Annotated in this window: 14 protein-coding genes; 11 read left to right on the top strand and 3 right to left on the bottom strand. The window is 65.3% G+C overall.

Translation table 11 applies throughout. The features are described from left to right. Window positions 1–32 precede the first annotated feature (32 nt). The 4 genes from W930_RS0109745 (at window position 33) to W930_RS26870 (ending at window position 6,131) form a co-directional block, all read left to right on the top strand. Window positions 33–1,784 (top strand): ABC transporter permease subunit, encoded by a 1,752-nt coding sequence (locus tag W930_RS0109745; protein ID WP_024788685.1) that lies wholly within the window; start codon window positions 33–35, stop codon window positions 1,782–1,784. 17 nt (window positions 1,785–1,801) lie between these two features. After that, on the top strand, window positions 1,802–3,496 hold the full coding sequence (locus W930_RS26875; RefSeq protein WP_024788686.1) for an AMP-binding protein: 1,695 nt from the start codon (window positions 1,802–1,804) through the stop codon (window positions 3,494–3,496). A 163-nt stretch (window positions 3,497–3,659) separates the two neighbouring features. Beyond that, a complete protein-coding gene (locus tag W930_RS0109735) occupies window positions 3,660–4,502 on the top strand; it encodes an IclR family transcriptional regulator (protein ID WP_024788687.1) in 843 nt (280 codons plus the stop codon). Window positions 4,503–4,898: 396 nt separating this feature from the next. Continuing rightward, a complete protein-coding gene (locus W930_RS26870; protein WP_023596131.1) occupies window positions 4,899–6,131 on the top strand; it encodes a GGDEF domain-containing protein in 1,233 nt (410 codons plus the stop codon). Window positions 6,132–6,147: 16 nt separating this feature from the next. Here W930_RS26870 and W930_RS0109725 read toward each other — a convergent pair whose 3' ends face one another. Then, window positions 6,148–8,838 carry an autotransporter outer membrane beta-barrel domain-containing protein gene (locus W930_RS0109725; RefSeq protein WP_235195532.1) on the bottom strand — a complete coding sequence of 897 codons (2,691 nt, stop codon included), beginning with the start codon at window positions 8,836–8,838 and terminating at the stop codon, window positions 6,148–6,150. A 298-nt stretch (window positions 8,839–9,136) separates the two neighbouring features. Between W930_RS0109725 and W930_RS0109720 the strand changes: the two genes are divergently transcribed. Next, the gene (locus tag W930_RS0109720) at window positions 9,137–9,526 is read left to right on the top strand and encodes a hypothetical protein (RefSeq protein ID WP_023874219.1); all 390 of its coding nucleotides are present in this window, start codon (window positions 9,137–9,139) and stop codon (window positions 9,524–9,526) included. Between the two features lie 105 nt (window positions 9,527–9,631). Here the strand turns inward: W930_RS0109720 and W930_RS0109715 are convergent, their stop codons facing one another. Both W930_RS0109715 and W930_RS26865 read right to left on the bottom strand, forming a co-directional pair. Then, the gene (locus tag W930_RS0109715) at window positions 9,632–11,116 is read right to left on the bottom strand and encodes an MDR family MFS transporter (RefSeq protein WP_051610642.1); all 1,485 of its coding nucleotides are present in this window, start codon (window positions 11,114–11,116) and stop codon (window positions 9,632–9,634) included. A gap of 193 nt (window positions 11,117–11,309) precedes the next feature. Continuing rightward, a complete protein-coding gene (locus W930_RS26865; RefSeq protein ID WP_023874220.1) occupies window positions 11,310–11,795 on the bottom strand; it encodes a MarR family winged helix-turn-helix transcriptional regulator in 486 nt (161 codons plus the stop codon). A gap of 387 nt (window positions 11,796–12,182) precedes the next feature. On the opposite strand from W930_RS26865, the gene W930_RS26860 reads away from it, so the two are divergent. The 6 genes from W930_RS26860 (at window position 12,183) to W930_RS0109680 (ending at window position 24,289) form a co-directional block, all read left to right on the top strand. Next, window positions 12,183–13,058 (top strand): hypothetical protein, encoded by an 876-nt coding sequence (locus tag W930_RS26860; protein ID WP_023596125.1) that lies wholly within the window; start codon window positions 12,183–12,185, stop codon window positions 13,056–13,058. Between the two features lie 220 nt (window positions 13,059–13,278). Beyond that, window positions 13,279–16,296 (top strand): bifunctional diguanylate cyclase/phosphodiesterase, encoded by a 3,018-nt coding sequence (locus W930_RS0109700; RefSeq protein ID WP_023596124.1) that lies wholly within the window; start codon window positions 13,279–13,281, stop codon window positions 16,294–16,296. Between the two features lie 451 nt (window positions 16,297–16,747). Continuing rightward, window positions 16,748–17,767, top strand: coding sequence for a hypothetical protein (locus W930_RS26855; protein WP_023874224.1), 1,020 nt, complete (start codon window positions 16,748–16,750; stop codon window positions 17,765–17,767). A gap of 222 nt (window positions 17,768–17,989) precedes the next feature. Then, window positions 17,990–21,586: a DNA translocase FtsK gene (locus W930_RS30810; RefSeq protein ID WP_023874226.1), complete on the top strand. Its 3,597-nt coding sequence runs from the start codon at window positions 17,990–17,992 to the stop codon at window positions 21,584–21,586. A 391-nt stretch (window positions 21,587–21,977) separates the two neighbouring features. Beyond that, window positions 21,978–23,192 (top strand): ABC transporter substrate-binding protein, encoded by a 1,215-nt coding sequence (locus W930_RS0109685; RefSeq protein ID WP_023596121.1) that lies wholly within the window; start codon window positions 21,978–21,980, stop codon window positions 23,190–23,192. A 218-nt stretch (window positions 23,193–23,410) separates the two neighbouring features. Beyond that, window positions 23,411–24,289 carry a branched-chain amino acid ABC transporter permease gene (locus W930_RS0109680; protein ID WP_023596120.1) on the top strand — a complete coding sequence of 293 codons (879 nt, stop codon included), beginning with the start codon at window positions 23,411–23,413 and terminating at the stop codon, window positions 24,287–24,289.

Here is a 24,289-nt window from a genome sequence, read left to right as displayed (position 1 = left end):
ACGCCCAGTCATCCGCTTCAGGAGTATTTGTCATGTGGCTTGTTCAACGCCTGCCTCAGGCGGGGCCCCGTATTGCCTGGCCGCAGCACCTGGCCCGGTGGTTGCCGGCGGTGCCCGCGTTGCTGTTTCTTGCGGTGTTCTTCATCGTGCCGGTCGTCGAGATCCTGCAAGGCGGGCTCTACGATGCCGACGGCGTGCTCTCGGTCGCGCAGTTCGCGCGCATGACGCACTCGGCCGTCTACATCAAGGTGCTGGCCTCCACATTCTGGATCGCCTTTCTGACGGCCGCGCTTTCAGTATTGCTCGGCTATCCGGTGGCCTATCTGCTCGCGCGGCTCTCGGCGCGTTCGCGCGAGCGCTGGTTGCTTTGGATCGTGCTGCCGTTCTGGACGAGTTATCTCGTCAAGACCTACGCCTGGATGTTGCTGTTGTCCAAGACCGGATTGCTCACCGTCGTGGCAACCCATCTGGGGCTGATCGACAGTGCGGGTACGCTCGCACCGTCCCTCACCGGCGTGCTCATCGGCATGGTGCACGCCATGCTGCCGCTCGCGGTTATGACGATGCTGCCCATCATGCGCGGCATCAACATGCAGCTCGTTCAGGCCGCACAGACGCTCGGCGCAGATCGCGCGACCGGCTTCTTCACCGTGTTCCTGCCGCTGTCGGGTGCCGGCGCGGCGGCGGCCGGGCTGCTCGTATTCATCTCCAGTCTGGGCTTCTTCATCGTGCCTGCGCTGCTCGGCTCGCCGCGCGAATCCATGGTGGCGCAGCTCGTCATCTCCTCGGTGCTGGAGCTGTTCGACCTGCGCTTCGCCGGTGCGCTCTCGACCGTGCTGCTGCTGTGCTCCATCGTCGTGTTCTACGTGTACGACCGCGTGGTCGGGCTGTCGTCGCTCGCTGGCGAAGCGCCCGAGCGACGCGCCGGGGCAGGGGGGCGCATGCTGCCCGCACTCATTGCCATCGGGCGTCTCGCGGGCCGCTTCTCATTCTCGCGTGGTCGTGAACGCGCCGATGGCGGCTTCGGGCTCAAGGCCTACACGTGGGCCGTGGTGCTCGCGCTCGTCTTGCCGATCGCGTTCATCGTGCCGCTGGCGTTCACGAAGCAGTCGTTCGTGGCATTTCCGCCCCAGTTGTTCACGATGAAGTGGTTCGTCGCATTCCTCGAGTCGAGCGTGTGGCAGGCGGCGTTGCTGCGCTCGCTCGGCGTGGGTTTTGCGACCGCGGCCCTCGCGCTGGTGCTCGGCTTCGGCGCCAGCCTCGCGCTGGTACGTCTGCCGTCACGCTGGCGCAAGCCGCTGTTCGCCGTATTCATTGCCCCGCTGATCGTGCCGCGCATCGTGGTGGCCGTCGGCCTGCTGTATCTGTTCGCCCGCTGGGAGCTGGCGGGCACCAACGCAGGGCTTGTCATCGGCCACACCGTGTTGGCCATTCCCTACGTGGTGGTCACGCTCAGCGCGAGCTTCAAGCGCTTCGACTGGCGTCTGGACGATGCCGCCAAGATGCTCGGCGCGTCGGCCTTCACCCGGGTTCGCACCGTGCTCCTGCCGTTGCTTGCCGCGAGCCTCGGGTCGGCGTTCCTGTTCGCCTTCATCGTGTCATTCGACGACCTGACCATCGCCATCTTCGTTTCCGGCGGCATCAACACCACGCTGCCCAAGCAGATGTGGGACGACATCCAGCTCGCGGTCACGCCGACGCTGGCGGCCGTGGCGACATCGCTGGTCTTCCTGATGGTGTTCATCGTATGGCTGTCTTCCATCTTCAAACGTAAAAGCTATTGATATCCGCGGATTACCGAATGTCCAAGTCCAACGTTGCCCGATGCGCGCCGGCAGGCGCGCAGTCGATGTCAGATTCGCGTCAGGGGGCGGGTTCCGCCTCAAATCCGGCCTCCCGCCCGACCTCTCATCCGGCCCCTCACGCCTTCACGCGTTATTTTCCGCAACGGGCCGAGGGCGATCGGCTCGACGTCGCCCCCCTGCTCATGGCGGGCCTGCGCGGCGTTTGCGCCAAGCCGGTCGTCGTGTTCGAGGGCGAGGCCATCGACCGCGCGCAGATGGCCGCGCGTGTGGGGGCCATGCAGGCCTGGCTGGCGGCGCAGGGGCTCGTGCCCGGCGATCGCGTGGCCGTCATGCTCGGTAACAGTTCGGCGCAGGTCGCATTGATCTACGCGCTCATGCTGTCCGGTCTGGTGTGGGTGCCCGTCAATACGCGCCTGAAGGGCGACGGCATCGAATACCTGCTCGGCCACGCCAAGCCCCGGCTGCTCATCGCCGAACCGTCGTTCGGCGACGTGCTTGACGCGGGGATTGCGCTGGCGGCCCAGCAGGCAGACCATCACGGCACGAGGGTGGTGCGTCACTGGCTCGCGGACGTGATGGCGCAGGCGGGCGAATACCACGGTGCGCAGCCGGTCGCGGCGGCGCTCACGCCGGCTTCGGTGCTTTGTATCATTTACACCTCCGGCACGACGGGGGCCCCCAAGGGTGTGTTGTTCACCCATCGAATGATGCGCATCGCGAGCGAAGCCGCGTTGCGCGTGGCCGATGCTCACGATGGCGACCGCCTGTTCCTGTGGGAGCCGCTATGCCATATCGGTGGGGCTCAGATGCTTTTGCTGCCGTTTCTCGCGGACCTCGAGATGCACATCGTGGAGCGCTTCTCTGCGAGCCGCTTCTGGCAGCAATGCGAGCAGGCGCAGGCCACGCATCTGCACTATCTCGGCGGCATTCTCGACATCCTGATGCAATTGCCGCGCGAGTCCCAGCCGGTACGGAATTCTCTGCGCGTGGCGTGGGGGGCTGGCGTGTCGGCAAGCGCCTGGCAAGCGACGCGCGAGCGTCTGCAGTGCGCCTTGCGCGAGTGTTACGGCATGACCGAATGCTCGAGCTTTGCCACGCTGAACGACGCCGACGTGCCGGGCTCCATCGGCCGGGCTTTGCCGTGGCTCACCGTCGAACTGCTCGACGATGCGGGGCAGCCTGTCGCCGACGGCGAGCCGGGCGAAATCGTATTGTCGAGCGACGTGGAAGGGGTATTCCTGCCGGGTTATCTCGACAATCCGGAGGCAACAGCGAAGGCCTTGCGGGGCGGCAAGCTGTACACGGGCGACAGCGCGCGGCGCAATGCCGATGGCAGTCTGGTCTTCATCGGCCGTCGCACGGACAGCATGCGTGTGCGCGGGGAGAATGTCTCGGCGTGGGAGATCGAGCGGGTGTTCGCGCGGCATCCGGCGGTGGCGGCGTGCGCGGCCGTGGGGGTCGACAGCGAGATCGGTGAGCAGGACGTCATGCTGTACGTCCAGTTCCGTGCGGGCGAGGCCGTCGATTGGCACGAGTTATCGGCGTGGGCGGCGGACAAACTCGCGAGTTACCAGCGGCCGCGCTACTATCGCGAGGCGTTGCGGTTCGAGACCACGCCGTCGGAGCGGATTCGGAAGCACCTTTTGTCGCGCGAGACGGCAGGCGCTTGGGCGTTGTCGTCGACAAAGTAGAATCGTTGAGCAGGTGCAAGCCGGGGGGAGGGGGGGGCGCGACAGCCGAGGCGTCGGTAACGATGACAGCAAGGATTTCAGGTTTATCGTATAAAAATAGATGGTTATTTTTATGAGATAATTCGTCTCTATTTGCCTCAATCGCCTCAATCCGATATCAACCGTGGCCACCACTAAGACCCCCCGCACCCGCGTCAAAGCGGCCGCTGCCGCCGAGACGGCGGCTGCCGCGTCCACCGAATCCACGCTTTACGTCCAGTCGGTGGAAAAGGCGATGAAGGTGCTCACGGCGTTCGACGGCTCGAAGCGGCACCTCTCGCTGTCCGAGATTGCGGCGGCTACGGGCTTCGACATCAGCGCGGCGCAGCGTTTCACGTTCACGCTCTCGGCGCTGGGTTATCTGCTCAAGGATCCGCAGAGCAAAAAGTACGAACTCTCGCCGAAGTTGCTCGACTTCACGTACCACTACCTCGTGTCCAATGAGTTGGTGAGCCGTGCGGCACCTTATCTCCAGCAACTGGCGGCCGAGACGGAAGAGGCGACGAACCTCACGGTGCGCCTCGATACCGACATCGTATTCGTGCTGCGCATCGTGAGTCGCAGTGTGTTCAATGCCAACGTCATCGTCGGATCGCGCCTGCCGGCCTACTGCACGGCGCCCGGGCTGGCGATGCTTGCCACACTGGACGATGCCGAGATCGACGACATCCTGTCGCGCACGAACCTCGTGCAGTTCACGCCGGCGACTGTCGCGCAACCGCGCAAGATCAAGGAGCGTTTGGCCAGAATTCGCAAGCAGGGCTACGCCCATACGGAAGACGAGTTCTTCATGGGCGATATTTCGACTGCGGCGGCTGTCGTCAATCAGGACGGCCGTGCCATCGGGGCGATCAACATCGCCGTGCCGCGCGTGCGCTGGAACGCCGGGCGCGACGAGCGCCGCTTCGCCGATCTCGTCATCCAGACGGCGGGTGCGTTGTCCGCGCGGCGCCGCCAGGAGATGTAGGGCCCCGCAGCCCCGGGCCTTGCTTCGTCCAACCATCCGATCATTTGGTCGACCGGTTGCCCTCTCAAATCGACGTGCTAGAATCCCGCCGCATGGGTATGGGGCAGGACCGATTCCCGGAATTCGGACATCGCGCGTTACGGCACCTCTGAACCGGGTGTGCAGGGACGACGTGCGCTGGGGCACGAGGTGCCGGATTCCAGGAGAAACCGATGGCCGGACCGGGGCGGCCAGACGGTGCACCGCACACGGTGCGCGAGTTACTGCCAGACATTCCATCCAGCACACGCAACCGCTGATTTTTCAGAATGGTTCTCATTCCCCGCACTTCAAACTGCGCGTCGCGCCGAGGGCTGTTCAGCTCGTCGCTCGCCGATGCGTACGGGGGACGGAGCCATGGCTCTTGGTTTGTCGTTGCCGGCATTGGATCTGCCGACACTGCAGTTCGTGACCTTCCTGTTGAGTATCGCCACAGGCATTCTCTTCATGCTCGACGCGTTGCGTCGCGATGAGGCCGAATCACCGCGATGGTGGAGCCTGGCATTTCTGCTCGCGACCTTTTCTCCCGTGCTCTATCTGCTCGCCGCGCGAAGTTCACGGCTTGCCATCCTGTATCCGCTGGGCAATGCCGTGGCGACGCTCGCGTTCGCCATGGTATGGAGCGGTGCACGACGCTTCTACGCGCGCGACGTGCAGTGGGTGGCCGTATTCGGCGGTCCGGCGGTGCTGTTGTGGGGGACCTGGCTGTTCGCGCGTCCGCTCGATGCCTGGAGCGGCGGGGTACTGTTCTACGCGCTGCTGGCCTGCTACAGCCTGATGGCGGCCAGAGAGTTCTGGCAGGCCTCGGGCCTGCGCCTGCCGAGCAGTGCGGTATTGGCGGTCGTGGCTGTCCTGCATGGCGGATTCTATACGGCACGCGCGGTGGCACTGGTGTGGCTCGGTGCGTCGGATCCGGTTTTCCTCGCGTGGTTCGGCCCACAGGTCTCGACGACCGAAATGCTGGTGTTGATCGTGGTGGCGAGCTTTCTCATGGTTTCGCTCGGCAAGGAGCGCTCCGAAATCGCCTTGCATCGTGCCGCCACGCGCGACGGTCTGACACAGACCTTCAATCGGCCGGAGTTTACGCGCCGCGCGCGCGAGCAGATCCGTCGGCATGGCGCGCCGGTCGCGCTGTTGCTGCTCGATCTGGATCACTTCAAGCGAATCAACGATACCTACGGTCATCCGTTCGGTGACGCCGTGCTGCGGTTGTTCGCCCGCACGGCCGCACAGCAACTGCGCGCCGACGACATTTTCGGCCGCTACGGCGGCGAGGAATTCGCACTGTTCCTGCCGGGCGTGGGCGCGTCCGAAGCGCAGGCAATCGCCGAGCGTGTGCGTGAAGCATTCGAGCGCGCGGCACGCACGGTGCAAGGCGAGCCGGTGGCGGCGACCGTCAGTATCGGGATCGCCTGCGAAGAACGTTCGCGCGGCGAACTCTCGTCGCTCGTGCAGCGCGCGGACCGGGCGTTGTACCAGGCCAAGGCAGACGGCCGCAACCGCTGTGTGCGCTACACGCCCGAGACCGCCATGCCATCCGTGGAAGCGCGCGTCGATGTGCCGCCGTTGCGGAGCGCGGCGGGCGGGTGACCAAGGTTGTGTTGCCTTACCAGCGCCAGCGCAATCCCAACGTCGCTGACACACTCTGCTGACGCGTGTCGTCGAGTTGCGTGAGATAGGCGACGGTGGCATATACGCTTGCGTGGCGGTTGAAGCGCCCGGCCACCCCCACGCCGAACTGTGCGGCGGTGCTGTTCGCACTGGTGACAATGGGAGTGGTGCCGCCGAAAACGGCTCGCCCATCGCTGCCGAAGGTATGCAGCAGATTGAACAACAGGTAGGGGCGCAACAGGCCGCGCGCGCCATCGTAGTTGCCTTCGAGCCGCGCGCCGATGCGTACGAGCCAGCTGTTGGTGCTGTCGAATGACACTGTCGAGACGTTATCCGTCAGGTCGTCGAGCGACTGGTGCTGCCACACCACCTGCGCCTGCGGTTCCAGCGAAAGCGTGGATGTCAGCGGGATCGGCACGCCGGTCTCGAGCGATGCCGCAAGCGCTCTGCCGTGTGTGCTGCGCGCGGCGCCGCTGATCGGCTTCGACTCGTATTGCAGACTCGAGGCGAGGACGACGGCATCGGTATAGGCGCCTCCCGGCATCACGTGGGTCCAATAGGCGCCCGCGCTGTAAATGTCCAGGCCGAGCGAACCCGTGTGCGTATCCATCGCGCCCAGCGCCAGCCCTTGGGTATCCCCCGAGGCGCGCGTCCAGCCCCCCAGAACCCCGATGTGGTCGCTGTGCCCACTGTCGGATTGGCGGGCGAAGAGGTCGTGTCCGATTTGCACGCCGCCGAGGTTGCCGTCGAACTGCGGCGATACGTCCCCCTTGCTGCGCAGTTGTTCCGTCTGACCCCACACACGCGCCCATCCAGCGCTTAGCCAGCCACGTTCCGTGAGCAGCCCCTGCTGGCCTTGCCGCTCGTGAAACGTGCCCATTTGCGCGAAACCTGCCGCGCGCGCGATCTCCGGCATCACCGAATATACCGGCACTTCCACACGATAGATGGGCAGGGAGGTCGACCCTGGGGCGGCCGCGGGCGGACTGCCTGCCGCACCGACCGGGGTGAGCACGGTACTGACGACCTGTCCGGTGACAGGGTCGACGTACGTGAGCGCGGTGGCGACCGGCACCGTCGAGCGCAGGAACCAGTTGTTCGTACTGCCTGGCGTGGTACCGCCCTTGTAGAGATAGTAGGTATAGGCGCCCACGCTCACCGGCGTGCCAAGCGTGAACGCATCCGTCGTCGATGTGGCGCCGCCGACCGCCTGGACCATCGGAATGCCATTGCCCGTCGTGAGGGCGCCGAGACCGCCCATGTTGTTGACGGCGAGCGTGGTATTGCCGGCGATCGTGCCGCCGTTCACGGTCAGCGGCGCGACGCGCGAGGTGTCATTGCCCAACACCGAATCGATGGCGAGGGTCCCGCCGTTGCCGGTGTAATTGCCAACGAGCGTGAGCGAGCCATTGCCGCTGCCGTCGCCGGGGTGAATCGTCCCGGCATTGGTGACGTTGCCAGTGAGCGTGCCGGTGCCGGTCAGCGTAGCGCCCGACGCGACGGTGGTCGTGGCGCCGCCCAGCGTGCTCGCGAGGTTGAACACGCCGCTTTGAAACTGCACGTTGTTGAAGTCTCCGCTGCCTGTCCATGTCCAGTTGTCGCCTTGTGCGAGCAGGTTGCCGAAGTTGACGAATGCGTTGCTCGCGGTGCCCGAGCCTTGCAGGATCAGTCGGCTCGCGGCGCTCGATCCCCCGTTGGCCGTGCCCACGATCTGCGAGCCGGTCTGCAGGATGAGCGTATTCGAGCGCGCCGCCGCATTCATTGCGATCGCGGTGCCGACATCGCTTTCGATCAGCCCGGCGTTCGTGATCGTGATCGTGCCGTTGACGGTTCGCACCCCGTAGCCCTGGCGGCTGATGATCTGGCCGCCGGCCTGATTGACGATCGATGACGTGAAACCCGACGCGGTGTTCGACACGACGGCGTCGCTGTTCACGCCGCGGGCTTCGATATAGCCGCTGTTGGCGAGCCGGTTGTTGTTCCCCTGCATGAAAACCGTGAACGAGCGATTCGAGGCGGTGCCGCCGGTCGTGATCAGGGTGCCGCTGTTGGCGACGGTGCTTTGGCCGCCCACGACGCTGATGGCCCGGCCGCCGCCGCCGTTGGCGGTGATGGTGCCGGTGTTGATGAACGTATTGTTCAGGCCGAGACCCGACGACTGACCCCACGCGGCGGTCATGCCGAAGGCGTTCGGGCCATTGACGGTGATGGTGCCGTTGTTGGTCAGCGTGCCGCGGTTGCCGTTGATGGCCATGCCGTCGTTTTCGTAGCCGGTCGTGGTGACGACGCCCGTCGACGTGTTGATGAGCGTATTGCCGTCATGCGCGCCGAGCATGGCGGCGCCGCGTCCCGCGGTATTGGTGCCGCTCATGCCGACCGTGCCCGAATTGCTGATGGTGCTCGACGAATCGACCGTGATCGTCGCCACGTCTGCCGCGCTACGCACCGACGAAACCGTCGCGCCCGGCGCCACGTTGACCGTGACGCCCGTGCTGCCGGCTTGCGCGGTGACGGTCGTATCCGTGCCGGTGCAGGTGACCGTGGTGTTGCTCGCGGGGGCGACGTTGTCGCAAACGGCTCTGGCCTGGGCGGATACGCACAGCGACGCGGCCAGGATCAACGGCTTGAGCGGCAACGGGCGGGGGGCGGCATTCGCGGATGCCGCTGTGCGCATCGGTCTTCTCATTTTGCGCTCCTGAGGATGACGGTTTTAATTCATTTGATTCATCCGAATTGCGTTGAAATAAGGGATTGAATGACTCCTGGACAAATATCGACGTTGTTTTATCGACGAATGTAATAAATTGTTACGGTTCGCTCGCGTCTCGAGATAGGTGTGTTGCGTTCAGGATTTCAGCGGGATCGGCTGGATTCGGGCCGTTTTCAGTGGTGTTCCAAACGAAGTGCCCGACGCGGTCGGAGAAGCGGCCTGAGCGTCGTGTAAAGTGAACGCTTTCCCTGCGCCGCCGCCGACGTTTTTCGCCATGCCGCCCACCGTTCGCAATTCACTTCTCTGGGTTTTCGACCCACTCGAGCGCAACGAAACGTATTTGCGAAAGCGGATGTTCGGCTCGGACGCCGCGTATGTGAACGGGTTGCAATGCCTTGGGGTGATCGACCGCGATGCGCCGTGGGATGGCCTGCTGGTCTGCACGTCGCATGAGCACCATGCGTCGTTGCGCGAGGAGATACCGACGTTGCGTCCGCATCCCGTATTGGGGAAATGGCTCTACGTGTCGCAGTCCGACCCGGATTTCGAGGCCGTGGCCGAGCATGTCGTGGCGCTGGTGCTGGCGGGCGACCCGCGCATCGGCATCGAGCCCCGGCCACGCAAGCCACGCAAGGCTGCGAGGCGTTCGCGGCCGTTGCCGTGAACGCGGGCGCGCGGCCAGGCCGGGCCGGCACCCGGCGATGGCGGCACGCCGACGCGGCGATGCGCCAACGTCCGCCGCCATCCGCCACCCTTCGCCGCGATCCGTTCAATCGGCTGCGATGTGCACCATCTCCTCGGCTTCGCCTGGCACCTTCTTCTTCATGCGAATGAACAGCAGCAGTGGCATGACCACGATCGTGAGAACCATCATCAGCCGGAAATCGTCGAGGTACGCGATCATCGCCGCCTGACGGGTCACTTCGGCATTGATCGCGGCCATTGCCGCGTTGCCGTACGTCTGCAGGTAGCTCTCCAGTCCTTGCGTGAACGGCGTGACTCGCTCGGACAGCACGGCGTGATTGACCTGGGTGTTCTGCGTGAGCAGCGTTTGCACGACGGAAATGCCGATACTGCTGCCGATATTGCGCGACAGGCTGTAGATCGCGGCGCCATCGGCGCGCAACTGGCCGGGCAGCGTGGCAAAGGTGACAGTCGTCAGCGGTACGAACACGAAGCCCAGCCCGAAACCCTGAATCACGCCGGGCCACACGATGTCCGACGGACTGAGCGTGAGCGGATAGCCCGCCATCATGTATAGCGAGTACGCGGTCAGCGCGAAGCCGAATCCCAGCAGGTAACGCACGTCGACCCTGCCCACCAGCCGCCCGACGATCAGCATGGCCGCCATCGTGCCTGCGCCGGAGGGCGCCGTCACCAGCCCGGTCAGGATCGCGGGATAGCCGAACAGGCTTTGCAGCATCGGTGGGAGCAGGGCACGCGTTGCGTAGAGAATAATCCCGACGACGAAGATGTAGACGACACCGGTGTTGAAGTTGCGGTCGCGCAGCAAGGCGCGGTTGAAGAAGGAGTGTTCGCCGGCCGTCCACGTATGGACGATGAAGTAGGCGAAGCAGACAATCGCGCCGAGCATCTCCAGCCATATCTCGGTGGAGTTCAGCCAGTCCTGCTGTTCCCCGCGATCGAGCAGCAATTGCAGCAGGCCGATTGCCAGGCTCAGGGTGACGAAGCCCAGCACGTCGAATTTCCCCGCCTTCTGCTCGGCAGGTTCTTTCAGGTAGGCGGCAATGCCGAGGAACGCGATCAGCCCGATCGGCAGGTTGATATAGAACACCCAGCGCCAGTTGTAGCTGTCGGTAAGCCAGCCACCGAGCGACGGACCCAGGATCGGGCCGACCATCACGCCCATGCCGAACACCGCCATGGCCGACCCGTGCTTGTGTGGCGGATTGATGTCGAGCATCGTCGCCTGCGAAAGCGGCACGAGCGCCGCGCCACAGATGCCTTGCAGAAGACGCGCCGCCACGATCTCCGTCAGCGAATGCGCCATGCCGCACAACGCTGACGCAATCGTGAAGCCGGCGACCGACCACAGGAACACGCGACGGCGGCCGAAGCGCGCGCACAGCGTGCCGGTGAGCGGGGTGGCGATGGCGGCCGCCACGATGTAGGAGGTCAGTACCCAGGTGATGGAGTCCTGCGAGGCGGCCAGACTGCCCTGCATGTGAGGCAGTGCCACATTGGCGATGGTGCTGTCGAGCGTCTGCAGGATTGTCGCAAGCATGACGGACATGCTGACGAGCGCCCGGTGCTTGCCGGGATCGTCAGCCTTTTCGGGGGATGCCACGGTAGTTCCTCTGGTGGGTCGTAGTGCTTGTCGTTATTGCGGGGGCGGCGGACATCGCGTTCGCGCCCGGGCACCTGTCCCGGCGCGTCCGGGCGCGCCGCGCATTGTCGCGTCGGTCTTTGCGTCTTTATTGGCGACCTTATTCCGGACCGGGCTCTTGACGCCGCACGGGCGTCGGGCATTGCGCCTCGGCACGCGTCAGGTTGACCAGTACCTTGCCCAGCAGGCGCGCCAGCTCGGCGCGTTCGTCGGGGGTGAGGTCCGCGAGCGCTTCGCGCTCGGTCACATTGGCAAAGGCCACGATGGTGTCGATCTTTGCCTCCGACGCCTCGGTCAGGTAGAGCAGGTGGGCCCGCTTGTCGTTCGGATCGCGCTCACGGCGCACGAGTCCTTTTTCCCTGAGTCGGTCCAGCAGTCTGACCAGCGCCATCGGCGTCAACTCCATGCGTTCGGCCAGCTCGGCCTGGGTCTGAACCCCATAGCGGTGCAGCATGACGAGCACGCGGGACTGCGCCCGGGTGAGATCGAAATTGCCTCGTGCGCGCCGGTCGAACAGGCGCGAATACACGCGCGCCACGTCGTGCACCAACGTGCCGAAGCGGGAAGACCAATCGATTTTCGGCATGAGGTCATGGCATGCCGGCCGGGCCATTCGGGACATTCGGGCCGGTCGGCAGGGTTAATTGATAAACAGGTTTATCATTTTGCCAGAGTCTTTCTTCGGACGGCAACTGTCGCAAATAGGTGACACCGAAGGGGCGGGGGCGGCCGCGGGACGCGGCGGGAAGGTGGTTTCGCCTGACGCGATGCGCTTTCCCGGGTGGTTGGCCGGCGCAGCGACACGGCGGCCACCCCGCCCCGGCGGGTCCGTCCGGGAAAATGTGAAAAAGCCAGCAAAAATAAGCACTTGACACTTCGCCTCGGCGGATCAAGAAAGGCATTGTGCGATGCACCGGCAGAACGCCGGGACATGGCACCAGCCCTCTATTGACCTTACTAAGGAGTGTCACTCATGTTTGACCTTTCACAAGCCTCGGATGTCCTGTCGATCACCGACGCCGACGTGCGCCCGGTGGCTTCGCCGGCCGCCGCGCGCGCGCCGGTGCACACGCCCGTCGCCGCGGCGTCGCTCGACGCGATGCGCGAGGAGCGTCTGCCTTTCACCATCACCATTGCGAGCGACGAAGCGTCGTTGCGTGATGCCGTCGCCATGCGCCAGGCGGCCTACGGCCGGCACTTGCCGGCGCTTGCGGCCACGCTTGGCGAACCGGAGCAGAGCGACCGGGAGCCGGGAGCCATCGTGCTGGTGGCTCGGGCGCGACTCGACGGCGCAGTCCTGGGGACCATGCGTATCCAGACGAACCGTTTTGCCCCGCTGCACCTCGAAGACTCGGCACCGCTGCCGGCATGGCTTGGCTCGGCCGCGCTGGCCGAGGCAACCCGCCTGGGTGTGGTGGCAGGTCCGGTCGGGCGGGTGGTGAAGACGGCGCTTTTCAAGGCGTTCTATCAGTACTGCCTGCTTTCCGGCATCGACTGGATGGTGATCACGGCGCGTCCGCCGCTGCATCGGCAGTACGAAGCGCTGATGTTCGTCGATGTTTTCCCCTCACAGGGACTGATTCCGATGGCGCACGTGGGCGACATCGGGCACCGGGTCCTGGCGCTCGACGTGGGGCAGGCGCGCGCACGTTGGCAGGCGGCGGAGCATCCGCTGTTCGCCTACATGTGTCTCACCCATCACCCCGACTTGCGCCTGGGACTGCCGGGCATCGTTCGTGGCGACGGGGCATCGCCGGTTGAAGCCAGTGTTGGCGCGCATTTGCGGGATTTATCTTTTAGTGCCGACGAGGTACGATGCGTAGCAGCAGGCTACAGCCTGGCGGTGTAATGCCGTTATACGACAAAACGTTATCCCGTCGCATGCGTTCGGCAACTTCTGCGGCGACGGCGGTAGCGAGCAGTACGGGCAAGAGACACCTGCCCGTGCCTGCCGGGGATTCCCGGCGGCACGGGACAGGGCGGGCCCGGCCGGCGGACTTGCCGAAAGGTGAGGCCTTGCGCGGCACCGAAGGCGGGGGTGACCAACGAGATAAGGGCATAAGAGTCATATGGCGGGGGAACTCGGCAACGAGCGTGACGATCACGGCCGCAATGCGAACGATTTCGCCGACGAGTTGGCTGAGCTCACCGGTAAGCGACGCCGTTGGCGCATCACCGCGCGGCTCGACGAACTCTTTCGCAGCATTTCCCTTTACGCCGTCCCCGCAGCGATCATGCTGCTCTCGGGGATCGTGTTGCTATTCCAGGAGAGCCAATATGCCGTGCGCGGCGCGACGCCACTGAGCTTCCAGGCGCTCGGCGACGTGCCGGCCACGCTCGGTCCGCCCATGGTGCTTGGCTCGCTCGAGCGTGCGGGCGCGGTCCATCAATTCAGCACGCATTTGTCCGAGGCCCCGGTCTGGTTCCGCGTGAGCGTGCCGCCGGTGGGCGACACGGAACACACTGTCATCGAATTCCCGTCGCGCCACGCGCAGACGCTGGCCTGCTGGCGCGATCCGGCGGCCGCGCCGATCGGCCGCGCCGACCGAAGCGAAGTGAGCGGGGCGATCCGCATGTCCAAGGCCGGGTTCGCGATCGACCTCGGTCGTCTCGCCAGTCCGGTGTCGCTGCTTTGCGAGGGCACGTTCTCCGGTCCGGCGCATCTCACGCTGGTCGCGTGGCCGGCGTCGCAACTGCGCGTGTCCGAGCGGGAGTTCCATCGCAGCAACGGATTGCTCGAAGGCGGCTTGCTGACACTTTCGGCATTCGTGCTCGTCACGGCCATCATCAACAAGGAATGGCTGTACGTGCTCTTCGCCGCCTGGCTGATCGGCAACCTGCGGCTGGCCGCCAACTCGCTCGGCGCCGACACGCAATGGCTCGAGCGCGCGATCCCGACGGACTGGGACGCCCTCGTGCGCAAGGCGACCTTCGCGATCTACTACGTCCTGACGTACTCACTGTTCACGCAGCTCTTCAAACGCGAGCTGCGCGTGATCGGGCTGCGCTGGATGGTGATGGTGCTGCAATGGGCCGGCGTGGTGCTGTGCTGCGCTGCCATTGCGCTGCCTTACGCACACTTCATCCCCGTGCTCTGGACCGTGGCGGCGCTTGGCATTGCGATCGTGCTGGCGTTGCTCGTGCGCATTCTGGTGCTCACGCGCTCTCGCGTGGCGGTCTGGTACAGCGCGTCGCTGGCCATCGTGCTGTTTGCCACTTTCTCTGAAGTGATCGCCGCCGCATTCAACGCGCGGGCGCTGTCGTCTGCGCTCAACAGCGTGACGGCGGCCCTGTTCTCGAGCCTGATGGCGGCACTCGCCATCGCGGAGCAGATGCGACTGGAACACAAGGGCAAGCTCGAGGCGCAGACCGAACTGCGCAATGCCTACGACGTGACGCCTGTCGGTCTGTTCACGCTCAACGATCAAGGCGTGTTCGTGCGTGGCAACGCCGCTTTGCACACCATGCTGGGCATTCCGAACACCGAGGGGCGCGCGTATCGCTGGGACCAGTACTTCGGCCAGAACACATGGCGTATGCTGCTCGACATGGCGCAGAACAGCGACGAGTCCGAGCTCGAGATCCTGTCGCTGCCGCGCGACGACGGGCGGGTGAGCCGGTACCTCGTCAAGGCCATCTTCTCCGCCGGACGCATCGAAGGCTCGTTGCAGGACATCACCGAACGCGCCCGCACGATGGAGCAGTTGCGGTATCTCGCCGAGAACGATCCGCTCACGGGGGTATCGAACCGGCGCGGGATCGAGAAGGCGCTTGCGGAGGCGATCCGGACGCTGTCCGATACGCGACCGGCGGCGCTGGCGTATCTGGATCTCGACCGCTTCAAGCTGGTGAACGACCTCTTCGGGCATGCGGCGGGCGACGAAGTGCTGCGCCAGGCCTGCGACCGGATGCGGGCACGGTTGTCGCTGGATCAGAGCGTGGGGCGCACCGGCGGCGACGAGTTCATCGTGGTGTTTCGCGATGCGACGATCAAGGAAGCTGCGGCCGTGACCCGGCGTCTGGTCGATGCCATCGCGGGAGAGCCCTATCAAATCGGCGAACGCGCGTTCCAGGTGCGCGCGTCGGCCGGCGTGATCGAGCTCACTGCCGACATGCGCGTGCCGGACGCGATTTCGTCCGCGGACCGGGCCTGCCGCGAAGCCAAGAAGGGGCGTCGCGAACTGGTCGTGTACGAGCGCGGTGCCGCGGCGTTCCGGGAGCGGCTGGCCGAATTGCGTCTGATCGACGCGCTCGACGCCGGTCTGACGCCCAACACGTTGTTTCTCGAGATGCAGCCGATCATGGAGATGGCGTCGCCGGGCGACTCCCTCAACTTCGAGGTGTTGCTGCGCATGCGTGACGCCGACGGCAACATCGTGCCTGCCTCGCGCGTCATCAGTGCGGCCGAGGAGAACGGCACCATCGGCATGATCGACAAATGGGTGCTCACGAACACGCTGACCTGGATCGATACGCATCGCGAGCAGTTGGGCAAGACGCGGTTCGTCTGTGTGAACCTGTCCGGTGCATCGCTCAACGACGAGCATTTCGTACGCGACATCTTCGCCACGCTGGCCGCGCACGAGCGCGCGGTTGCCCTGTTGTGCATCGAAATCACCGAGACGGTGGCGTTGCACGATCTGGACAATACGCGCCGCTTCGTCGACCGCATCCATCAACTGGGCGGGCGCATTGCGCTCGACGACTTCGGTGCGGGCTTCAGTTCGTTTTCCTACCTCAAGGATCTCGCGGTCGACGCCATCAAGATCGACGGCGCCTTCGTCAAGAGCATGGCGGCGCACCCGGCCAACCTGGCCATCGTCGAGGCGATCGTGGCGCTGGCCAAGAATTTGGGGATCCGAAGCGTGGCGGAATGGGTGGAAGACGCCGCGACGCTCGAAGCCCTCTCGGAACTCGGTGTGGATTATGTGCAGGGCTTTCTCATCGCCCGCCCGCAGACGCCCGAGGCCATTCTGGCGGCGGATTCGGCGGCGAGTTTCGTTCGCGATCCGGAACTCGCCACATTGCTCGTCGAACTGGGTCAGGCGTTCTATCCGCGCCCTGGCAGCAGCGCAACGCTGCATTGAGCGACCCCGCGGATCCCGTCGTTTGGTGCATCGATCGGTGATCCGCGTGGCGAATTGTCTGTATTTCCCACAATGCTGTATTTCACCGCCAATTGCCCATTTTGCGTGGGGACGTGCCGTACAATCTGGCGAAAACCCGCATGTACACAGGGTTTCGGTGTCAAGCGATTTCGCCGTGGACGTCGTTGGGACGTAACCCGAAGTAAGATTTCCAGTTGGAATAAATCTTGTCCGGGGCGAAGCTCGGGTGGCAGAATTTGTCCATCGACGTGATGGGGCAACGCTCCATGAACCGACGAGTCGTTTCCGCATGCGGGGGGAAACGTGAAATTCGACAAGGCTCGTCGGGGGTTCCATCAAGACAGACACGCGATATGCAACGGGGTTAGGACCGGCGTCATCCATGCGATGGCGTTGGCGCAAACGGATGACCTAACCAAGAACAATGACAATGATCTCGACTTTTCTGAAGCTCGTTTACCGCTACAGCCATTCGGCGCAGTGGCGGCATAACGAGCGGCTGTGGCCGCACGCGCGTATCGAGCGCGACGCCATGGGAGCCATCGAGCGCTTTACGTGGCGCGGGCGCAATGTGCCGCTCGCGCGGCGCGCCGAACTGCAGCGCCTGCGACGTTTTCCCTGCCATCTCATCGCCAGCGGTCCGTCGATTGCCGAGATCGATTACGACGCGTTGCCGATGCATCACGTCATGGGCGTGAATGGCGCCATCGCGCTTACCGAGCGCGCCGCGGTCAAATTCGATTACTACTGCATCCTCGATGCGGGCTTCGTGCGCCAGCGCCCGGATCTTGCGCGGCGCATCGTGGCACGCGATCTCGTGCTGTTCGTCACGCCGGTGGTGTTGGCCCGCTTGCTGGAAATGTTTCCGTCGTCGGCATTCGGGTGCCGTTTCTATCTCGTGGACGATATTTTCAAGCGCGGCATGGAGGCGGCGAGTACCCCCCGCACGCTACGCGCGAATGCGCGGGTCGCCGCGAGTTCGACGTTTCTCGGCGACGACGGCCGTCTCGGCTTCAGCTTCGACATCGACAACGGTTTCTTTCATGGCGGCACCGTGGCGTATTTCGCGCTTCAGGTGGCGACGTGGCTCGGTTTTACCGAAATCTATCTCCACGGCGTTGACTTGCGGCAGGCCGCGCAAACGCCGCGCTTCTACGAGACGATGCAAACCCGCGCACCGACCCAGCTGGACGCCGAATTCGCCGATCTTATCGAACCGTCCTTCCGTCATGCGTCGGAAATTCTGCGTGCGCGCGGCGTGCGCGTCGAGAATCTCTCGAGCACCAGCGCCCTGGGCGAAGACATTTTTGCGAAGGTCGACTGGCGCTCGCTGCGTCGTCGCAATCTGAGCCTGGTCGTGCCGAATGAGGCGGTACTGGCCTCGATGGCCGCGACGGACGCCGGCACGACATCGCCCCGTCGTTCCACCGGCACGCACGGTCACGCGTAACGAAGTGCTGCGGGCTCAGCCATGTTGCCGCCCCAGGGTGACAGGGCCGCCGCGCCGCGGCCTACCTGATACAATCGCACTCCGGGTTTTCCTGAAGCATGAGCGATTATGGGGTTTGGCTGGTTCGGACTGTCGACGTTTTGGTTGCTGGCACTTTGCTGGCCTGGCGTACGGGGTCTGCTTGGCGGTGAGATACGGATCTTCGGCCCCGGCACACTCCGCATGCTGCTTGGCGTTCCGCTCGCGATGGTGTCGAGCGCCACGCTCGCCGCGCTCACGGGCGGCGACGGCAATACGGCTGGCGGCAGCGTCGGCCAATCGCTCTCTCACGGCCTGCACGTCGCATTGGGCGGTACGCTCGCGATGGGCGTTGCGGGCCTCGTCCTGTTGTTTTCCATTCCGATGGTCTTCGGCACCACCTGGTGGGGCATGTTCATGCGCCGTCGTCCCGATGACGGCGGCGTCGACGAGCCGTCCTACGAAACACGTCTCGACGGCGCGACCCGTGAACCGGTGCGCGGTATGTCGCGCGCGGCGTTCGATATCGGCGAGCGGGGCGAGCGCGCGCAGCGGTATCAACCGACACTCGGGCAAGGGCACCACAACGTCGGCAGCCTGACGGAAGCGCCGGTGCCGCGTCGTCGCGGTCTGGCCGCGCAGCCGCGATGGAAGCTTTCCGACGAAGAGCGCGCGCGTCTGGACGCGATGCAGCCACCGCCGTTGGCGCCGCGCGGCGCGCCGCGTGCGGAGCCCGCCTTCGCAAGGACACCTCGGGGCGTGGCCACCCCGGGCAAGGGCGTGTCCGCGACTCGACCGGGCGTCGCGGCGGTGACCGGCGCAGTGGCGAGTGTCGGTGCTTCAGCCTCCGCAGGCGCGCGTGCTGTGCCGTCACGAGGCAGTTACGCATCGGACGACAGCGTTGGCGATGCCCTGCGCGTGTCCGAGTTCGTGCGTCGCGAACCCGGCTTGCCCGCACGAGATACGCGTACCGCGTCGCCGGCAGCAGCGCCCCAGGGTGGGCCCCGCACGTCGGGTGCCGTGAACGTACCCGGCGTATCCAATGCCGCTGCCGCGCCCAATTCGGCTGCGCCCAACGCATCTGCCGATCCGCTGCATTCCACGTCGATTCCCGGTGTGAGCGGATATCGCCGTCCGGTTGGCATGGCGCCCGCGCATTTGCGAGGCACGATCGTCCACAGTCCGTTCCGCAAGCCTCAGCTGGGGCTCGAAGACGTGCCGCCGCGCGGCGCGGCCCCCATGGCGTTGCGCGCCCGCGAGGCGGCCGCGCCGCCGACGTCTGCGCAGACCATGCCGGCAGATGATGCGGTGGCGACGTCCGGAGCACCTGCCGTCGACGCACGGCCGGCGCCGCCGCCGGCCGCCCCTGTGATTCGTGGGGCCGCTCGGTGGTCGGCCACGGATGCGGCGACACCACTGTCTTCCGAATTCGCGGCGTTCTCACCCGTTGAACTGTCGAGCGGGGATGCCGGGACCGGCGCCAACGTGCTGCCGCCGGCACCGACACCCGAAATGCTGGCGCAGCAGGAAGCGGCGCGCGAAGCCGAGCGCCTGGCCGCGCGTGAGGCTGAACTGGCAGCGTTGGCGCACGCCAGGGCGATGGCTGCGTTGCGGGATGAGGCGCAGGCCTTGCTTCGCGACTTGCGCGAGTGGACGTCGGCCGACGTACCGCCACACGCGGATGCCGCGAGCCGCGCGCTCGACGTGCCTGACGTCTCGTCCGTGACCGCGGGAACGCCGGTCGTCGATGCGCCCGACGCGCCGTCGACGGAAATACCTGTCGAACTGCCGCGCCCCTTCGTTTTTGCCGATGTGCCGGCGAGCGTGGAACCTGTCGATGCGCGTCAACGCGCTGCCGTGCCCACGCCGAGCCCGTCGTATGTCGCTTCGGACGTGAGGGACTTGTCCCAGGCATTGCCAGCACTGGTGCCGGGCGCAGCCCCCGGCGAGCTCCCCGATGCGCTGTCCGACGCGCTGCCCGTAGCGCTATCCGACGCAATTCCCGCTGACGCCGCCGAGGCGAAGCCGGTGACAGATCCGCACGACGAGGGGGAGGGCGGCGCATCGAAGCCGCATTATGTCCTGCGCGCGGACGGCACCTGGGCGCGCGCCGACGAGACACCGGTGTCGCTGCACACGACTTCGCCGGCGGTTCAGGTCTCGCCGGTAGTCGCCACGCCCGACGCGGCGCCGCCGATCTTGTCGTCCCCGGCAGTTCCCGCCATCCCGTCGTTCGCCGCCGCGAGCGCGGCTGAGCCGCCGAGCGCCAGTTTTTCATCGGACACGCCCTACGAATTGCCGTCTCCGCGTGTGCCCGTCGATTACGACCTGCCGCCGCTCGACCTCCTTGCGCCGGCCACGTCGCAGGACGTGGCGAGCGTCGTGTCCGACGAATCCCTGGCTGCGGTGAGCCAACTGATCGAACAGCGCCTGGCCGAATTCAAGGTGCCGGTCACGGTGGTGGGCGCGTCGGCCGGCCCGGTCATTACTCGTTTCGAGGTGGAACCGGCGGTGGGCGTGCGCGGCGCCCAGGTCGTCGGTCTGATGAAGGATCTGGCGCGGGCCCTGGGCGTCACGTCGATCCGCGTGGTCGAGACCATTCCGGGCAAGACCTGCATGGGGCTCGAACTGCCGAATGCGCAGCGCCAGATGATCCGCCTGTCGGAGATTTTGAGGGCCTCGGCGTTTGACGCACATCGTTCGCGTCTCGCGTTGGCGATGGGCAAGGACATCACCGGGGAGCCGGTCGTGGCGGATCTGGCGCGCGCGCCCCACTTGCTGGTGGCCGGCACGACCGGCTCGGGCAAGTCGGTCGCCGTCAACGCGATGATCCTCTCGTTGCTCTACAAGGCGACGCCGGACGACGTTCGGCTCATCATGATCGACCCGAAGATGCTCGAGCTCTCGGTCTACGGCGGCATCCCCCACTTGCTGGCGCCGGTCGTCACCGACATGAAGCAGGCCGCGCATGCCCTGAACTGGTGCGTGGGAGAAATGGAAAAGCGCTATCGCCTGATGTCGGCGCTCGGCGTGCGCAACCTGGCGGGCTACAACGAGAAGATCGACGCGGCACGCGCGGCGGGCGAGAAGGTGAGCAATCCGTTCTCGCTCACCCCCGACGCCCCCGAGCCGCTTGACCGTCTGCCGTTCATCGTGGTGGTCATCGACGAGCTTGCCGATCTCATGATGGTGGCGGGCAAGAAGATCGAAGAACTGATCGCGCGACTGGCGCAAAAGGCGCGCGCGGCGGGCATTCACCTGATTCTCGCCACGCAGCGACCGTCGGTCGACGTCATCACGGGGCTCATCAAGGCGAACATTCCGACGCGTGTTGCGTTCCAGGTCTCGTCGAAGATCGATTCGCGCACGATCCTCGATCAGATGGGCGCGGAGTCGCTGCTCGGTCAGGGCGACATGCTGTTCCTGCCGCCCGGTACCGGGTATCCACAGCGCGTGCACGGGGCGTTCGTGGCGGACGACGAAGTGCACCGGGTCGTGCAGCACTGGCAACAGTACGGCGAGCCGGACTACGACGAGGCGATTCTCGCGGGCGATCCGGGCGATGCGGCGTCGGCCGATCTCTTCGGCGAGACGTCGGGCGACGCCGAGGCCGATCCGCTGTACGACGAGGCTGCCGCATTCGTGCTCAATTCCCGCCGCGCATCGATTTCCGCCGTGCAGCGCCAGTTGCGCATCGGCTACAACCGTGCGGCGCGCTTGATCGAGCAGATGGAGACCGCCGGGCTCGTCAGTCCGATGGGGCGAAACGGGGCGCGCGAAGTGATCGTCTCCGGCGACTAATCCGCGTCGCTTACATCTACCTTACGACCCGCCGCCCGAGTCGAACTCTTTGGCACTCCGTGCCGATGTCCAGACACGCGCCGTACAAGGCGCGTGCCACAAAACCCTCCGGAAACCCGCGCCAAATGGCGATAGCAACGCGTAAACCCGCGTCCCGGTAGGGGTATTCCCGCCTTTGCGCGCGAAACTCAGCGAACACATAATCGGCGCGCTAGGTTGGTCGTTCGAAGCGTGCGTTACGGGTATCGCCCTGACACGAAATACAACACCGGGGCGGTGCAGCGGGGCTGTGAGATCCCGTGCGCATGCATTCCTCGGCAGGGCCTGCGACATCAGGAAATCGCAAGAGAAAAGCGTCATACCGAAACGCATCGCACCGAAGGAGACCCTTATGCAATTCCGATTCAAGCTCATGGCCGGCGCTGTGGCGTTCGCCCTGTCCGCCTCGATGGCCATCGCGGCCGATCCGATCAAGATCGGCGTGTCCGGCCCGTTCACCGGCGGCTCGTCGTCGATGGGCGTTTCCATGCGCGATGGCGTACGTCTGGCCGCTGCGGAGATCAACAAGTCGGGCGGCGTGCTCGGTCGTCAGATCGTGCTGGTCGAGCGCGACGAAGAAGCCAAAAACGAGCGTGGCGTACAAGTGGCGCAGGAGCTGATCAACAAGGAGAAGGTGGTCGCCACCGTCGGCTTCATCAATACCGGCGTGGCACTGGCGTCGCAGCGCTTCTATCAGGACGCCAAGATTCCGGTGTTCAACAACGTGGCCACGGGCACGGTCATCACCGAGCAGTTCAAGCCGCCCAAGTATCCGGATAACTATGTCTTCCGCAATTCGGCCAAGGACAGCATCCAGGCGCCGATGATCGTGGAAGAGGCGATCACGCGTCGCGGCTTCAAGAAGCCGGCGATTCTGGCGGACTCGACGAACTATGGGCAACTGGGTCGCGAGGATCTCGAAAAGGCGCTCAAGGCCAAGGGCATCACGCCGGTGGCCGTCGAGAAGTTCAACATCAAGGACGTCGACATGACGGCCCAGTTGCTCAAGGCCAAGCAGGCCGGCGCCGACGTGATTCTCACGTACGGCATCGGACCTGAGCTCGCGCAGATCGCGAACGGCATGGGCAAACTCGGCTGGAAGCTGCCGCTCGTGGGCAGCTGGACGCTGGCGATGGCGAACTACATCGACAACTCGGGTGCGAACGGCGAAGGTGCGCGCATGCCGCAGACGTTCATCCAGGAGCCGAACACGCCCAAGCGCAAGGCCTTCATCGACGCCTACCTGGCCATGTTCAAGCCGAAGAACAATCGCATCGATTCGGCGGTCTCGGCCGCGCAGGGCTACGACTCGGTCTATCTGCTGGCCGCGGCCATCAAGCAGGCCGGCACGACCGATGGCCCGAAGGTGCGCGCGGCGCTCGAAGATCTGAAGACGCCGGTCGAGGGCGTGGTCACGACCTACGATCATCCGTTCACGCATGACGATCACGATGCCATTACCGCCAATATCCCGGTGATGGGCGAGGTGAAGGGTGGCCGAGTCGTGTACGCGTACGACACCGATCTGAAGGCCGGCAGCAAGGTTCGCGAGAAGGCCTCGAAGTAACCGGGCGTCGTCCCGACGCTGCACCTTGCAGCCATGACGGGTGAACGACGGCGCGCGCCGCTCGTGACCCGGGCCCCTGGCAACGGGGCGTCCGGGAGCGGCACGCGCGCCGTCTTTGCACCCGCGCCAGACGCCGGCACGCGGGACCGGCGCGCGGCACATGCATTGAATGCCTCCCGTGCATCGCTCGTAGGCTCGCACTCGCGAGAGAGGACCGCATGACCATCCTGATTCAACTCATCTACAGCGGTATCGCGCTGGGGATGATCTACGCCGTGATCGCCTTCGGTTACCAACTGACGTTCGCGACGTCCGGCACCCTGAACTTCGGCCAGGGCGAGGCGCTCATGCTCGGCGCACTGGTCGGCCTGACCCTGGTGGAAACGCTCGGACTGAACTATTGGCTCATGATCCCCATCGTCTGCCTGTTCGGCCTGGTGCAAGGCGCCTTCGTCGAGCGCATCGGCGTGAAGCCGGCCTTGCGCATCAAATCGGAGTTCGGCTGGATCATGTCCACCATTGCGCTGGGCATCATCTTTCGCAACGTCGCCGAAAATCTCTGGGGCCGCGACGACCTGAAGTTCCCGTCGCCGCTGCCGGAGTCGCCGATCAAGCTCATGGGCGCGAACGTCCTGCCGATGGAACTGCTTGTCGTGGTCGGCGCGCTGCTCATGATGGCGGCCGTCGAGCTCTTCAATCGTCGCTCCATCTACGGCAAGGCGGTCGTGGCCACGGCCAACGACCGCGACGCGGCCGGACTCATGGGCATCAACACGAGTCTCGTGATCACGTTCTCGTACGCGCTGTCGTCGATGGCCGCCGCATTTGCCGGCGTGCTCGTGGCGCCACTCACGCTGACCGGCGCCACCATGGGGGCCGTGCTCGGCCTGAAGGCATTCGCCGTGGCGATCATCGGCGGTCTGTCGAGCGGCATGGGCGTGCTCGTGGGCGGCCTGATCCTCGGCGTGGCGGAGACGACCACCGCGTTCTACATTTCGACCGGCTACAAAGACGTGCCGGGTCTCGTACTGCTGCTGCTTGTGCTGGCCGTGAAGCCGGCGGGCCTGTTCGGCAAGACCGCCATCAAGAAGGTGTAA

It is taken from the genome of Pandoraea sp. E26 (assembly GCF_000681415.1).
GTDB classification, from domain to species: domain Bacteria; phylum Pseudomonadota; class Gammaproteobacteria; order Burkholderiales; family Burkholderiaceae; genus Pandoraea; species Pandoraea pnomenusa.
Note: the sequence above shows the minus strand (reverse complement) of the source record. Positions and strands in the feature narration are given on the sequence as shown.